At 71.6% G+C, this 13,911-nt stretch carries 13 protein-coding genes; 6 read left to right on the top strand and 7 right to left on the bottom strand.

The features are described from left to right. Positions 1–228 precede the first annotated feature (228 nt). Both ACFVYL_RS37550 and ACFVYL_RS37545 read left to right on the top strand, forming a co-directional pair. Entirely contained in the window at positions 229–852 is a 624-nt protein-coding gene (locus ACFVYL_RS37550) for a dihydrofolate reductase family protein (protein WP_389724719.1), read from the top strand. Between the two features lie 107 nt (positions 853–959). Continuing rightward, complete coding sequence (locus ACFVYL_RS37545; protein WP_389724716.1) at positions 960–1,511, top strand: hypothetical protein; 552 nt, start codon at positions 960–962, stop codon at positions 1,509–1,511. Here the strand turns inward: ACFVYL_RS37545 and ACFVYL_RS37540 are convergent. Then, positions 1,508–2,314 (bottom strand): alpha/beta fold hydrolase, encoded by an 807-nt coding sequence (locus tag ACFVYL_RS37540; RefSeq protein WP_389724713.1) that lies wholly within the window; start codon positions 2,312–2,314, stop codon positions 1,508–1,510. The two genes, ACFVYL_RS37545 and ACFVYL_RS37540, sit on opposite strands and share 4 nt — an antisense overlap. A 123-nt stretch (positions 2,315–2,437) precedes the next feature. Here ACFVYL_RS37540 and ACFVYL_RS37535 point away from each other — a divergent pair, with 123 nt between their 5' ends. After that, the gene (locus ACFVYL_RS37535; protein ID WP_389724721.1) at positions 2,438–3,355 is read left to right on the top strand and encodes a MerR family transcriptional regulator; all 918 of its coding nucleotides are present in this window, start codon (positions 2,438–2,440) and stop codon (positions 3,353–3,355) included. Between the two features lie 40 nt (positions 3,356–3,395). Here the strand turns inward: ACFVYL_RS37535 and ACFVYL_RS37530 are convergent, their stop codons facing one another. From ACFVYL_RS37530 to ACFVYL_RS37520, 3 genes are read right to left on the bottom strand one after another with little or no spacing between them, the layout of a single operon-like run. After that, positions 3,396–4,148: an ATP-binding cassette domain-containing protein gene (locus tag ACFVYL_RS37530; protein WP_389724711.1), complete on the bottom strand. Its 753-nt coding sequence runs from the start codon at positions 4,146–4,148 to the stop codon at positions 3,396–3,398. After that, positions 4,124–4,654 carry a hypothetical protein gene (locus ACFVYL_RS37525; RefSeq protein ID WP_389724708.1) on the bottom strand — a complete coding sequence of 177 codons (531 nt, stop codon included), beginning with the start codon at positions 4,652–4,654 and terminating at the stop codon, positions 4,124–4,126. The genes ACFVYL_RS37530 and ACFVYL_RS37525 overlap by 25 nt, the downstream gene beginning before the upstream one ends. Positions 4,655–4,693: 39 nt before the next feature. Then, positions 4,694–5,962 carry a hypothetical protein gene (locus ACFVYL_RS37520; protein WP_389724705.1) on the bottom strand — a complete coding sequence of 423 codons (1,269 nt, stop codon included), beginning with the start codon at positions 5,960–5,962 and terminating at the stop codon, positions 4,694–4,696. A gap of 442 nt (positions 5,963–6,404) precedes the next feature. Between ACFVYL_RS37520 and ACFVYL_RS37515 the strand changes: the two genes are divergently transcribed. From ACFVYL_RS37515 to ACFVYL_RS37505, 3 genes are all read left to right on the top strand, one after another. Beyond that, entirely contained in the window at positions 6,405–6,797 is a 393-nt protein-coding gene (locus ACFVYL_RS37515; protein ID WP_389724702.1) for a MerR family transcriptional regulator, read from the top strand. A gap of 25 nt (positions 6,798–6,822) precedes the next feature. Then, positions 6,823–7,155, top strand: a complete 333-nt coding sequence (locus ACFVYL_RS37510; RefSeq protein ID WP_389724700.1) for a thioredoxin family protein — start codon at positions 6,823–6,825, stop codon at positions 7,153–7,155. A gap of 210 nt (positions 7,156–7,365) precedes the next feature. Then, positions 7,366–9,612, top strand: a complete 2,247-nt coding sequence (locus tag ACFVYL_RS37505) for a HelD family protein (protein ID WP_389724698.1) — start codon at positions 7,366–7,368, stop codon at positions 9,610–9,612. Here ACFVYL_RS37505 and glgB read toward each other — a convergent pair. The 3 genes from glgB to ACFVYL_RS37490 form a co-directional block, all read right to left on the bottom strand. Further along, a complete protein-coding gene (glgB, locus tag ACFVYL_RS37500) occupies positions 9,587–12,097 on the bottom strand; it encodes a 1,4-alpha-glucan branching enzyme (RefSeq protein ID WP_389724695.1) in 2,511 nt (836 codons plus the stop codon). The genes ACFVYL_RS37505 and glgB overlap by 26 nt on opposite strands. Positions 12,098–12,120: 23 nt before the next feature. Further along, a complete protein-coding gene (locus ACFVYL_RS37495; RefSeq protein WP_389724692.1) occupies positions 12,121–13,554 on the bottom strand; it encodes a maltokinase in 1,434 nt (477 codons plus the stop codon). 168 nt (positions 13,555–13,722) lie between these two features. Beyond that, positions 13,723–13,911 (bottom strand): alpha-glucosidase C-terminal domain-containing protein (locus ACFVYL_RS37490; RefSeq protein WP_389724690.1); only part of this gene is annotated, 189 nt, incomplete at its 5' end.

Below are 13,911 nucleotides of genomic sequence, written 5' to 3'. Positions count from 1 at the left end.
GCCCCTCAGGGGGCGGCCCGACCTTTCGCGGTGTCCGGCTCTTGTTTTCGGGCTTTCCTGCTCTTGTCCGGCTCTTGACCGGCTCTGGGGAAGTCACCGGGCGGGCGGCGCCCACGCATCGATCGCCGAAAAAGCGTTGACACCACTCCAAGTGAAGTACTACGTTCTGACCACTTCACTCGGAGTACAACGAACGGCGTGACCCGCCCCCGCTTCCAAGGAGCCCGCATGCGAAAGCTCGTCTACTTCATCGCCGTCAGCCTCGACGGGTTCATCGCGGGCCCCGACGGCTCCGACCCCACGGGCCCCGACGGCTTCTGGCCGGTCGGCCAGGACTACGTCCAGCACCTCGCGGAGACATATCCGGAGACGCTGCCGGCCCCCGCCAGGGAGGCCCTCGGCATCACCGCCGGGGGAACCCACTTCGACACGATCCTGGAGGGCCGCAGGACGTACATGATCGGCTTCGACGCCGGGCAGCCCAACTGCTACCCGCACCTGCGGCACTTCGTCTTCAGCCGCACCCTCACGACGAGCCCCGACCCCGGTGTCGAGCTGGTCGCCACCGACCCGGTCGAGAAGGTGCGGGAGCTGAAGCGGCAGGAGGGCAAGGACATCTGGCTGTGCGGCGGCGGTGAGCTCGCCGGGGTGCTGCGCGGCGAGATCGACCGGCTCGTCGTCAAGCTCGGCCCGCTGACGCTGGGTTCGGGCACGCCCCTGTTCTCGCACAAGACCGCCTTCGACCCAGTCCTGTACGAGCGCACGGACGCCGTCCTCCTCGACAGCGGCACGATCTTCCTGACCTACGACAAGACTGCCGACGACGCCAGCGACGCCGACGACGCCGCGTAGCGGCCGGGCACAGGGGACCTCAGAGGGAGCCGCCCTCCGCCGCGAGGGGGAGCCGATCACCCCGTACGCGTGATGCCCGTGCGTCCACCGCCGACCAGAGTGGACGCATGACGATCAGTGAGACGACGACCACGGTCACCACTCCTCCGGCGCGGCCCGTACCGCTCTGGGCGGAACGCATCGCCCGGCTGCTCCCTCTCCTGGCCCTGCCGGTGTGCCTGTGGCGGCTGCCCATCGGGTTCGACTACCTGATGGGCGCGGACGTCGCCCCGATGTCGTGGTCCCGGTGGGCCAACGTGTCCTACGTGGTCACGCTCAGCCTGCTCTCCGAGGCGTGCGCGCTGCTCTGCCGCGGCATGGTGCGGCCGTGGGGCGAGGTGGTGCCGCGCTGGGTGCCGGGGCTGCGCGGCAGACGTATACCGCCGTACGCGGTGATCGTGCCCGCCGCCCTCCTGGGGCTGCTCTTCACCGCACTGCTGGTCGACTGGGTGCTCTGCACCTTCCACCTCGCCGGGTTCTCCGACGTCCCGTACACCAGCGAGTGGTGGCGGCTCCTGGCCGGTGTGACCAGCGGCCTGATGGCGCTGTGGGGACCGCTGATCCTCGCCCTGACGTACGGCTACCACCGGCGCCGGTGCGGGACGGCCCCGTCCGCCTAGACGGCCGTCGCCGCCGTCAGGCGGTGGCCCTCGCCCGCCGCGGCGCGCAGGAGCACGTCGGTCAGTTCGTCGGGGGTGGAAAGCATCGGCCAGTGGCCCGTGGCCATGTCGAAGAACGTGGCGCGCGGGTCGGCCAGGTGCTGGACGAGGGGCAGTCCCGACGCCACCAGGGCTTCGAGCGCGGCGATGTCCATCGTCCCGCCGGTGGTGCAGAAGACGCCGGTCGTCGGAAGGGCCGCGACCGCCTCCGAGATCCGCAGCTTCTGCGCGTACGGGCCGGCCGGCGCGGGCGAGGCGAGGCGCGTGAGCCGGTCGAGCGCGTCGTCGCAGACGCCCGCGAGGTTCCCGTGGGCCCGCCACTCGGCGAGGGTGGGCGCCGGGATCCGCCAGCCGTCCTCGGCCCGCTCCTGCTGACTCAGCGTCCGGTCGCGGGCCGGCCCGTCCGGCATCTGCTCGCGCACCTGGTCGATCATGGAGTAACCGTCCTGGGGCATGGGCGAGTCGAGGTACACGAGCCGGGCGATCCGGTCCGGGCGCCGGTCGGCGGCGCCCGTGGACGGATAGATGCCGTAGCAGTAGCCGACGAGCACGACCTCGGGCGCGTCGACGTGGTCGATCAGCTGCGTCACATCCTCGATGTGGGTGTCGAGGTCGACCTCCGGCCCCGCCAGATGGCGGCGGTCACTGAGGCCGGTGAGCGTCGCCGCGTGCACCTCCGCCCCGGCCGCCCGCAGCCCAGCGGCCACGTCCCGCCACAGCCAGCCGCCCGTGTACCCGCCCGACACCAGCACGAACGTCGTCATGTGTCCTCCTCCTCGTACACCGCGCACCCCGCGGTCCGCACGGTCCGGCCGACCGGCCGCCCGCGCTCGCCGGTACGGTAGGAACTCCCCCTGAGGGAGGTTCAAGTCGTGCTGCCCGACGGCATGTGGAGCATCGGACAGCTCGCCGAACAGGCGGGCGTCTCCGTCAAGACCGTCCGCTTCTACTCCGACCGCGGCCTGCTGCCCGAAGCCGCCCGCAGCGGCGGCGGCCACCGCCGCTACGGCCCCGACGCCCTCGACAGGCTCCGCCTCATCCGCTCCCTGCGCACCCTGGATCTGCCCGTGCCCGACGTGGGCCGCGTCCTCGACCGGGAGGACGAGCTGGCGGACATCGTCGCCGGGCAGCTGCGGGAGGTCGGCTCGCGCCTCGCGGCGCTGCGCTGGCGGGAGGCGGCCCTGCGACTCCTGACCGACTGCACCGCGGAGGAGCGCGCCGAGCGGCTGCGCCTGGTCGGGGCGGTGTCCACCCCTCCCGACACGACCGCGATCGCCCGGTTCTGGCGGTGCTGGCTGCCCGCGCGCCTGCCGTCCCGGGTGGTCACCGCCGTCGTCGACCGGGCGGTGCCGCCCCCGCCCGACGCCCCCACCCCGGCGCAGGTGCTCGCCTTCGCCCGGCTGCACGACTTCGTCGTCCGCCCGTGTTTCGTCGCGGGCCCCCGCGCGGGCACCGACCACGGCCAGCCCGAAGTGCACGCGCCCGGCAAGGGATACCGCCCCGCCGTGCTCTACGAGGGCCTCCCGGAGGCGTACGAGCTGGCGGCGGCGCAGCTGCACGCCGGGCGGACCCCGCACCGCGGCGAGGCCCTCGACTGCTTCGTCGCCGTCCACGCCGCGGCCCTCAACCGCCGCGACACCGCGGACTTCCGCCGCACCCTGCACCACATGCTCGCCGCCGAACCCCGCATCGACCGCTACTGGCAGCTCACCGCCGAGGTCCTGACCCCGCCGTCGGGCAGGCCCGAGCCGACACCCGGAGCCGCGGACAACTGGCTCAGGGCGGCCCTGGCCGCGCCCGCCTGAACCCGTCGAGCAGCCCAAGTGGCCCCTCGCACACCACGGTTCAGTGGTCCGCCCCGTGAGTGACGACTGTGTAGGCGGCCTCGGCGCGGCGGCCTGCGGCCACGTCGGGCGGGGCGAGGGCCAGGAACTCGGACGTGTCGCCGTCGAAGGTGACCGTTCCCTCCGTCAGGACGTGGACGTGATCGGCTTCTTCGGCGATGTCACCGGTGTCGTGCGTCGACATCAGGATTCTCACGTCCTTGGAGAGACTGGTCAGGACGGTGCGCAGATCGCGGCGCTGGGTGGGATCGAGTCCGGCGCTCGGTTCGTCGAGGAGCAGGACGCGTGAGCTGTGGACGAGCGTGGCGGCGATACCGAGGCGTCGCAGCTGCCCGCCGGACAGCCGCTGTGTCTTGGTCGCGGTTTGTTCGGTGAGGTTCACCCGGGCCAGTGCGGCAGGGGCCTGTCTGTCGGCTTCCGCCGGGGACATGCCTTTGAGCCAGCCCACGTAGGCCACGTATTCACGTGCGGTGAGTTGCGGCATCGGCTGGACGTTCTGAGGGAGCCACCCCACGTCCCGCCGGTAGGCGCGTGCCGTGGAGGGTGTGCCGTCCAGAGTCACGGTGCCCTCTCCGGGACGCAGGACGCCTGCGGCGAGTTTGAGGAGTGTGGATTTGCCGGCTCCGTTGGGGCCGAGGAGAACGGTCAGCCCCTCGGGCAGCTGGTAGGAGAAGTCCGCGAGGACCGGCTTGGACCAGCGGCGATAGGCATAGGTGACGCGGTCGAGGATCACGGTAGCTCCGGTCGTGCGCACAGGTGGACGGTCAGGCCCGTGGCCAGGGTGGCTACGGCGGTGAGGGCGGCATGCGGGGCGGAGACGGGTTCGGGGAGGACGGTCCACCAGTCCGGGTCGGGGTAAGGGGTCCGGGAGAAGAACACGACCACGGCGATCCACAGGACCGGAGCGATCACCGACGCCTGCCGTGCCCAAGGGCGTGCCGCGAGCATGAGTCCGGTGAGGAAGGCCGCGTTGCGGAATGTGGCCACCGCGACCGTGGAAGCGACCGCCGCTGATGCGGCGAGGCAGGCCGCCAGGAAAGTGGCCACGAAGAGCACCTCATGCGTACGCGGAGATCTGAACGCCGCGGCCTCGAAGGCGGCCAGCCGTGAATCGAGTGACAGGGCCAGGGAGGCGACGACGGGAATCGGGAGGAACACCGTCAGGACGGTCTGCTGTGAGCCGGCCAGCAGGGACGGCAGGAGGACCGAACTGCCGCCGATCCAGACCGCGACGGCCCCGGTCGCCGTACTCGCGGACACCGGAACCCAGACCCGGCGAATCTTCAACCACCAGTGCATTCACTGACCTCGGCAGGCTTTTTGTGACGCATCGGCGAACCACGCCGCCTGCTCACTCTTCGGCATGGCAAGAACGCGCTCCAGCTCACCGTCGGCGTCTCCCGGAACCCCTTGCCGGTCGATGCTCCGGCGGAGCTTCTCCCACGAAGCGGTGGTTCCCGTGACATGCGCCGCCCAGGCGGTGACGACGCGCCGCAGCAGCGGATCGGGCCTCACGCAGTGCATGCCGGTCGCCGCGACGGTGACGGCGAACGCCCCGTCCTCGCGCTCGATGGCCATGGTGAGGGGCACCCGCCATACGGTTTCCGTGGGCTCGGTGGCGTAACGGCCTTCCGGGAGGGTGTCGACAACTCGCTGTGGACTGCGGGAAACACCCCTCGCACGGAGATCGCCCAAGACGCGGGTCACCGCTTTGTCGGCCTCGGGAAGCAGGTGTGCGGTGGCCTCTGGCATGCATACCCGCGTGGTTCCCACGTGATCGCACCGCATGGTGACCGCGTAGTTCCGCAGCGGCGGCGTGTAGTCGTAGTCCTTGACCATCTCGTACGTGCCGAACAGGCCGGCCAGAGCGACCGCCGATCCCGTGGCCACGGCGACAGCGCGTTGACACACCGGGGCCCATGCCAGGAGAAGACCGGCCGCGATGGCACCGGTGAAGGCGACGTGAGGCCATATCGCCGCCCACAAAGGGGCCTCGCCGAAGTCGAGTTGCTCGGGAAAAGCACCCGAGACATGGCGCACCCAGGGCGCGTCGGCGGTCACGGTGAAGGCAACCGCCACCCACGTCACCACGGCGAGTATGGGCGCGGCGAAAACACGGGGGACGAAGCGTCCGGCCAAGAAGCCGATCACCGCATGCGCCACACACACCACGAGGCCGGCCGCCAGCGGCGAGACGCTGTCCCAGGTCGGCCACACACGTTTGCCGATGAGAGCGACCGCCGCCGGAAGGATCAACATGAGCCAGCCCAGCAGCAGTACGGGGAACAGGGCGCGAGCGGCGATGTGATATCGGGACCGCAGGTACGCGCCTTCCCACACGTGGGCCTGCTTGAGAGCGCCGGACGCCCAGGCGGCGAGCGCGGAGACGACCGCATAAGTGAACGGATAGGCGAACCGCAGCGGATACGACGTGATGGTGGGCGCGTACCCGTAGGTCTCAGCCGGGGGGGGGTGACCCGGGCCCACGTAGTACAGCAGGGGCAGAGCAAGGGCAAAAGGCGCAACCCACGCTGCGGGTGAGACGCGGAGCAGAGTCCCGAATTTCATGCACTTCCTGTCGACAGCGGGGCGGGTGCTGCCCTCGGCTGGAGATGTAAGGGCAACACCCTGACAATGAACGGGCTTTAGTCCGCTGCGGTGCTGTCGCTCTGCCGTGCGGGGCCTTCCGCTTCGGCAGCGTTTTGCTACTTGCCTCGGGTGTCCGGGCAGCCTTGATTTCGGAATGACACCTCGACGCCCCTCTTCCTGTGGCGCAGCGCCACAGCCCCCGGAAGTTGCTCAGAAACCGCTCGCGATCATTGGCTTTGAGCCAAGATCGTCGAACCGCGCGACAACTATAGGTGTAGACCAGCTGTCTGTGAAGGGATCGCTGCTCAGAGCTACTGGTGGTGTGCAGTCGTCGTGAGCGCGCGGCGGGTGCCGCGCTCATGGGTGGGGGCGACGGACAACCCCTGGCCTTGACGCCCACGTCAAGGATTACCGTCAGGGCATGCGAATCGGGGAGCTCGCGGCGCGGGCGGGGACGACCACGCGGACGTTGCGTTACTACGAGTCCCGCGGGCTGCTGCCCGCGCGGCGGACCGGCAACGGCTACCGCACGTACGACGAGGACGACGTGCGTCTTCTGGAGCAGATCAGGACCCTGCAGGACTTCGGGTTCGATCTGGAGGAGACCCGGCCCTTCGTGGAGTGTCTGCGTTCGGGGCATCCGGCGGGCGACTCCTGCCCCGCCTCGCTCGCCGTGTACCGCCGCAAGCTCACCGAACTCGACGCGCTGATCGGCGAGTTGAGTGCGGTGCGCGATCAGGTGGGGGCGCAGCTCGCGCGCGCCGAGGCGGCGACCGAGGGTGGCCCCGAGCCGTGGTGTGAACTGACGGGATGAGCAGCGGGATGAGGAGAGTGGGGATATGAAGGCAGCGGGAGTGGCTGAAGTGACGGACGAGGATTTCGCGGGGGAGGTGCTGGGCGAGGCGGAGCGCCCCGTGCTCGTGGAGTTCACGGCGGACTGGTGCGGGCCGTGCCGACAGCTGGCGCCGGTGCTGAGCGAGCTGGCGCGGGAGGAGTCGGAGCGGCTGAAGATCGTCCAGCTGGACGTGGACCGCAGCCCGGAGACCGCGATCGCCTATCGGGTGCTGTCGGCGCCGACGATGATCGTGTTCCGTGGGGGCGAGCCCGTGCTGCAGATGGTGGGGGCGCGGGCCAAGCGGAAGCTGCTCGCGGAGTTGGCCGACGTGCTCTGAGGAGGCGCTCCGAGGAGGCGCTCCGAGGAGGCGCTCCGAGGGTCTCCCCCCAGAGATCCAGAGATCGCGCCCGAGAAAAATGCCCCGGACGAATTGACGTCCGGGGCATTTCCCTGCGTATATTGGAATCTTTCGCGAAGCTGTGCTTATTCAGCATGGCGCCTTCACGAAAAGATTCAATAAGAGCACTGTAACTGGCGAGGGGCTGAATTGTCAACCGAGGAATTGCGGGAAGAGCAGCAATTCGTCTCCGGGCTGTACGCGCGCCTTGACGCGCTGCGCGAGGAGGCCGAGACCGCCGTGCAGACGTCGTTGTCGCAGGTGGGAACGGGTCTCCAGGCGCGCCTGGAGCGGGATGTACTGGTGGCCGAGCAGTCCGGACTGCTCGCCGCCTTCGACGCGGGGGAGAACGGGCTCTGCTTCGGCAGGCTCGAATTCCGCGACGGCCGTGACCACCACATCGGCCGCATCGGCATCCGCGCGGCCGACACCGCACGCACCCCGCTCGTGATCGACTGGCGTGCCGATGTCGCGCGCCCCTTCTATCTCGCGACCGGCCACACCCCGATGGGCCTGCGCAGGCGCCGGCACATCACCACCAAGGGCCGTGAGGTCACGGACCTGCACGACGAGATCCTGGATCTCGCCGACACGACCCGCACCGGCCACGAGGGCGCCGACGCCGACGAGGTGCTGCTCGCCGCGCTCGACTCGGCCCGCACCGGCCGCATGCACGACATCGTGCAGACCATCCAGGCCGAGCAGGACCGCATCATCCGCGCCCCGCACCGCGGCGTCCTCGTCGTCGAGGGCGGTCCGGGGACGGGCAAGACGGTCGTCGCGCTGCACCGCGCCGCCTTCCTCCTCTACGCCCACCGCGAGCTGCTCGCCAAGCGCGCGGTCCTGATCGTCGGCCCGAACCCGGCCTTCCTCGGCTACATCGGCGAGGTCCTGCCCGCGCTCGGCGAGACCGGCGTGCTGCTGTCCACGGTCGGCGAGCTCTTCCCCGGCGTGACCGCGACCGGCACCGACAGCGCCGAGGCGGCCGAGGTGAAGGGGCGCGCGCAGCTGGCGGAGGTGCTCGCCGCCGCCGTACGCGACCGGCAGCGGACGCCCGAGCCGGGCGAGCCCATCGTGATCGAGCACGACGACGGCGATCTGATCCTGGACTGGACGATCGCCGACCAGGCGCGCGAGGCGGCCCGCGCCGCCGACGTGCCGCACAACCTCGGCCGCCCGCACTTCGCGTTCCGGATCATCGACGCGCTGACCGCGCAGCTCGCCGAGCGCATCGGCCACGACCCGTACGGCGGGCCGAACTTCCTCGGCCCCGACGACATCGCCCAGCTCGGCAAGGCCATCGCGGCCAGCGGCGACGTGCACGCGGCCATCGAGGAGCTGTGGCCCACGCTCACCCCGCAGCGCTTCCTCGCCGACTTCCTGGCGGAGCCGACCGGCCTCGACGAGGAGGACGCGCGGGCGATCCGCCGTCCGTACGGGTCGGCCTGGACACCCGCCGACGTCCCGCTGCTCGACGAGGCCGCCGAACTGCTCGGCCACGACGACAGCGCCGAGCGGGCGGCGGCCGAGGCCGAGCGGGCCAGGCAGATCGCCTACGCGCAGGGCGTCCTCGACGTCTCGCGCGCCTCCCGGACGTACGAGTTCGAGGACAAGGACGAGGACGACGCCGAGGTCCTGCTCGCGCACAACATCATCGACGCGGAGCGGATGGCCGAGCGCCAGGAGGAGACCGACCACCGCAGCGCCGCCGAGCGCGCGGCGGCCGACCGCACCTGGGCGTTCGGGCACATCATCGTCGACGAGGCGCAGGAGCTCTCGGCGATGGCCTGGCGGCTGCTGATGCGCCGCTGCCCGACCCGTTCCATGACGCTCGTCGGCGACCCGGCGCAGACCGCGGAGGCGGGCGGCTGCGGGTCGTGGGAGAGCATCCTCGCGCCGTACGTCGAGGACCGCTGGGAGTACACCCGGCTCGGCGTCAACTACCGCACGCCCGTGGAGATCATGGAGGTGGCGGCGGAGGTGCCGCGCCTGGAGCGGCCCGACTTCATGCCGCCGAGCTCGGTGCGGTCCACGGGCGTACGCCCCTGGGCGCGCCGCGCGGACGACCTGCCCGCCGCCGTGGCGGGCGCGGTGGCCGCCGAGGCGCGTGACGAGGGGCGCCTCGCGGTGATCGCCCCCCGCGAGCTCCACGCGGAGCTCGCCGCCGAGCTGCCCGGGGTGACGGCCGGGCAGGCCCCGGATCTGACGCGGCCGGTCGTCCTGATCGACCCGCGTCAGGCGAAGGGCCTGGAGTTCGACACGGTCCTGGTCGTCGAGCCCGCGCGGTACGGCACGAGCGACCTGTACGTGGCGCTGACCCGGGCCACGCAGCGCCTCGGCGTCCTGTACGCCGAGGAGCTGCCCGTCGCTCTCAAGCAGGTCGGAGCCACACCGTAGCCAGCGGTGGCAGGGTCATGCGCAGGGAGGCGGGCCTGCCGTGGGACGCCACCGGCTCCGGCTTGAGGGGGTCGGGGTTGGTGACGTCACCGCCGCCGTAGCGGGCCTCGTCCGTGTTCAGGACCTCCTGCCAGGCCGCGAACTCGTCCGGCACGCCCAGGCGGTAGCCGTGCCGGACGACCGGGGAGAAGTGCGAGACGGCGAGCAGCGGGGTCCCGTCGCCGCCCTCCGCGGGGAAGCGCAGGAAGGCGAAGACGTTGTCCTCGGCGGCGTCGCCCTCGACCCAGGAGAAGCCTCCGGGGTCGGTGTCGCGCTGCCACAGGGCGCCCTCGCGCCGGTAGACGGTGTTGAGCTCGCGGACGAGGTCGCGCACGCCCCGGTGGTCGGCCTCCGCGCCGTACGCCGGGTCGAGCAGCCACCAGTCCGGGCCGTGCCCCTCCGACCACTCGGCGCCCTGCGCGAACTCCTGTCCCATGAAGAGGAGTTTCTTGCCGGGGTGGGCCCACATGTAGGCGAGGTAGGCGCGGTGATTGGCGCGCTGCTGCCACCAGTCGCCGGGCATCTTCGACACCAGCGAGCGCTTGCCGTGCACGACCTCGTCGTGCGAGATGGGCAGGACGTAGTTCTCGCTGTACGCGTACACCATCGAGAACGTCATCTCGTTGTGGTGGTGCTTGCGGTGCACCGGCTCTTTCGAGACGTAGCCGAGGGAGTCGTGCATCCAGCCCATGTTCCACTTCAGGCCGAAGCCGAGGCCGCCGCGTGCTGGACTGTTCGGGGCGCCGGGGCCCTGGTGGTGCGTCGCCCGGGTCACGCCGTCCCAGGCCGTGGACTCCTCGGCGATGGTGACGACGCCGGGGGCGCGGCGGTAGACGGTGGCGTTCATCTCCTGGAGGAAGGCGACGGCGTCGAGGTTCTCGCGGCCGCCGTGCGCGTTCGGGGTCCACTCGCCGTGCTCGCGGGAGTAGTCGAGGTAGAGCATCGAGGCGACGGCGTCGACGCGCAGCCCGTCGATGTGGAACTCCTCGCACCAGTACGTGGCGTTGGCGACGAGGAAGTTACGGACCTCCTTGCGGCCGTAGTCGAATTCGAGGGTCCCCCAGTCGGGGTGCGCGGACCGCATCGGGTCCTCGTGCTCGTACAGGGGGCGGCCGTCGAACTCGGCGAGCGCCCAGTCGTCGCGCGGGAAGTGCGCGGGCACCCAGTCCATCAGGACGCCGATCCCCGCCCGGTGCAGGGCGTCGACCAGGAACTTGAAGTCGTCGGGGGTGCCGAGGCGGGCGGTCGGGGCGTAGAAGCCGGTGACCTGATAGCCCCAGGAACCGCCGAAGGGGTGCTCGGCGACCGGCATCAGCTCCACATGGGTGAAGCCCAGGTCCGATACGTACGCGGGCAGTTGCTCGGCGAGCTGACGGTAGGTCAGCCCCGGCCGCCAGGAGGCGAGGTGTACCTCGTACACCGAGAACGGCGCCTCATGGGCGGGCAGTTCGGCCCGGCGCACCAGCCACTCCTGGTCGTGCCACTCGTGGTGCGACTCGTGCACGACCGAGGAGTTCGCGGGCGGCGTCTCCGTGCGGCGCGCGAGCGGGTCGGCGCGCAGGGTCTTCGAACCGTCGGGCCGGGTTATCTCGAACTTGTACAGTTCGCCCTCGCCGACGGACGGCACGAACAGCTCCCAGATGCCGCTGCCGCCGAGCGAGCGCATCGGGAAGCCCACGCCGTCCCAGAAGTTGAAGCCCCCGACCACCCGCACGCCCCGCGCGTTGGGCGCCCACACCGTGAACCGGGTGCCGGTCGCCCCCTGATGGATCATCGGGCGGGCGCCGAGCGCGTCCCACAGCCGCTCGTGACGGCCCTCGCCGATCAGGTGCAGATCGAACTCGCCGAGCGAGGGCAGGAAGGAGTACGTGTCGTGGATCTCCAGCTCCGTCTCCTCGTACGTGACGCGCAGCCGGTAGTCGTCGGGCGCGGCCCGCAGCGGCAGGACGGCGGAGAAGAAGCCGTCGCCGTCGTCGCGCAGCTCGGCGCGGAGCCCGTCGGCGATCACGGTGACCGCCTTGGCGTACGGGCGCAGCGCACGGAAGGCCGTGCCGCCGGGGACGGGGTGGGCGCCCAGGACGCCGTGCGGGTCGTGGTGGGTGCCGCTCAGCAGCCGGACGCGGTCGTCCTGGGTGACCGGGGACTCGGTGACGGGGGACTCGGTCGCGGGAGATTCGGTGGCGGGAGATTCGGTGTCCGGGGGGCCGGTGACTGGAGAGCCGGAGACCGCGGCTGCGGCCGGCGAGCGGCGCTCGCCCTTCGCCGGAGCTTTCGCCGCCGCCTTCTTCGCGCTCCTGGTGCTCGTGGTGCTCGTGGTGCTCGTGGTGCTCTTCGCGGGCTTCGCCGCCTTGGGGCTCTTCCTGCTCGCCGCGCCCTTGCCGGCCGGGGTGGCCGGTGTGCTTGGGGCGGCGGCTTCGTCGGACGGTTTGCGGGGGCGGGGGGTCACGGGAGAGTCCTCCTCGGGGATGGTCAGTGGGCTTCGTCGGCGGAGCCGTCCTCGGCGAGACGGCGGACCGCGGCCAGGGGGACCGGCAGCCAGTCGGGGCGGTGGCGGGCCTCGTAGAGGACTTCGTAGACGGCCTTGTCGGTCTCGTGGGCGCGCAGCAGGACGGGGTCCGTGCGGGGGTCGCGGCCCGAGACCTCCGCGTATCCCGAGCAGTACGCGGCGCGGCAGTCATCGGCCCACTGCGGCTCCCAGGTGCCGTGGGACGCCGCGTAGTCGAAGGAGCGCAGCATGCCCGCGACGTCGCGGACCGGCGGCTGGGGCAGGCGCCGCTCGGAGAGCGGCCGCGCGGGCTCGCCCTCGAAGTCTATGAGCGACCACTCGCCGTCCGGGGAGCGCAGGCACTGCCCCAGGTGCAGGTCGCCGTGGATGCGCTGGGCCGTCCACGACTGGCCCTCCGCGCCCAGGTCGGCCAGCGCCTCGAAGGCGGTGAGCAGCCCGGGTGCGTACGGCCGCAGGGCGGGGACGGCCCGGGCCGCGGCGGTGAGGCGGTCCGCCATGGCGTCGGCGCTCGCCTCGACCTGTGCCCGGCCCAGGGTGACGGTCGGCAGCGCGGCCGCGAGAGCGGCGTGCACCTGGGCCGTGGCGCGGCCGAGCGCCCGTGCCTCGCCGGTGAAGGACTCGCCCTTGGCGCGCATCCTGAGGGCGAGCTCCCAGCCGTTCTCGGCCCCGGCCAGGAACGGCTGGAGCACCCCGAGGCCGCAGGTCTCGGCCGCGGCGGCCGTGCCGTGCGCCAGGTCCGCGAGGAACCAGGCGGCGGGTGCGGGCACCCGGGCGCAGCCCGCTCGGGCGAGCTGCAGGGGGAGTTCCAGGTCGGGGTTGATGCCGGGCACGACGCGGCGGAACAGCTTGAGGATGAACGTATCTCCGTAGACCAGCGAGGTGTTGGACTGCTCACCGGCGAGCAGCCGGGGGCCGAGACCGGAGGGGATCTCGACGGACATGTCGCGTTCGAAGCGGAGCACACCGGCCCGGCCCGGTATCCGCAGCCGTTCCAGGAGGAGTTCGGCGAGGTGCGGGTCGTGCAGCGCCTCGTACACCGTGTGGCCGGCGAGCGGGCCCTCGGTGACGTGGCCGATCAGCGCGGAGGCCAGGTGGGGCGGCAGGGTGCGGCGCGTCCCGATCAGCAACTGGTAGCAGTCCGCGGCGAGTTCGGTGCCGTCGAGTGCGGTGGCCTGCGTGGTGACGACCGGCTGGCGGACCCGCAGGAGCAGGTGGAGCAGGCCCGACGGCGAACTGCGCGGCAGGAGTTCGGTGGCCGTCACCGCCTCCAGGGCGCTGATGGGACGCCCCTTTCCTGCGAACCACCGTTGCCGGGGCAGCCATGCGCGCAGCAGCGGGTCGAGTGAGGCGAGCAGCGCGGTGGCGTGTGCGGTGGGGCGGGTGGCGGCTTCCGACATGGCGTCGCGTCCTTTCCGCGTCGCGGACAAGGCAGGGTGCGGGAGTGCCGGTGGTGCGTGGAGGGGTGCGAGTGGTGCGAGTGGTCCGTCCGAGGGGCCGGTTGTGCGTAGGAGTGCCCAGGGCGGGGCGGTGGAAACCGCCCCGCGAGGGCGTCGCGCTGCCGGAGCCTACGCCGGTTCCTTGCGCAGCCGGAACCAGTAGAACCCGTGTCCCGCCAGCGTCAGGAGGTAGGGGAGTTCCCCGATGGCCGGAAAGCGCACCCCGCCGATCAGCTCCACGGGGTGGCGTCCGTTGAAGGTCTGGAGGTCGAGTTCGGTGGGCTGGGCGAAGCGGGAGAAGTTGTGGACGCAGAGGAC

This window comes from Streptomyces sp. NPDC058308, assembly GCF_042880275.1.
Taxonomy (GTDB): domain Bacteria; phylum Actinomycetota; class Actinomycetes; order Streptomycetales; family Streptomycetaceae; genus Streptomyces.
This window is presented reverse-complemented; position numbering and strand designations above follow the sequence as displayed.

Excerpts from the sequence above, each read along its gene's own strand:
- ACFVYL_RS37495 (WP_389724692.1), bottom strand. The coding sequence starts at position 13,554 with ATGTCGGAAGCCGCCACCCGCCCCACCGCACACGCCACCGCGCTGCTC.
- ACFVYL_RS37520 (WP_389724705.1), bottom strand. The coding sequence starts at position 5,962 with ATGAAATTCGGGACTCTGCTCCGCGTCTCACCCGCAGCGTGGGTTGCG.
- ACFVYL_RS37535 (WP_389724721.1), top strand. The coding sequence starts at position 2,438 with ATGTGGAGCATCGGACAGCTCGCCGAACAGGCGGGCGTCTCCGTCAAG.
- ACFVYL_RS37545 (WP_389724716.1), top strand. The coding sequence starts at position 960 with ATGACGATCAGTGAGACGACGACCACGGTCACCACTCCTCCGGCGCGG.
- ACFVYL_RS37510 (WP_389724700.1), top strand. The coding sequence starts at position 6,823 with ATGAAGGCAGCGGGAGTGGCTGAAGTGACGGACGAGGATTTCGCGGGG.
- ACFVYL_RS37550 (WP_389724719.1), top strand. The coding sequence starts at position 229 with ATGCGAAAGCTCGTCTACTTCATCGCCGTCAGCCTCGACGGGTTCATC.
- ACFVYL_RS37515 (WP_389724702.1), top strand. The coding sequence starts at position 6,405 with ATGCGAATCGGGGAGCTCGCGGCGCGGGCGGGGACGACCACGCGGACG.
- ACFVYL_RS37540 (WP_389724713.1), bottom strand. The coding sequence starts at position 2,314 with ATGACGACGTTCGTGCTGGTGTCGGGCGGGTACACGGGCGGCTGGCTG.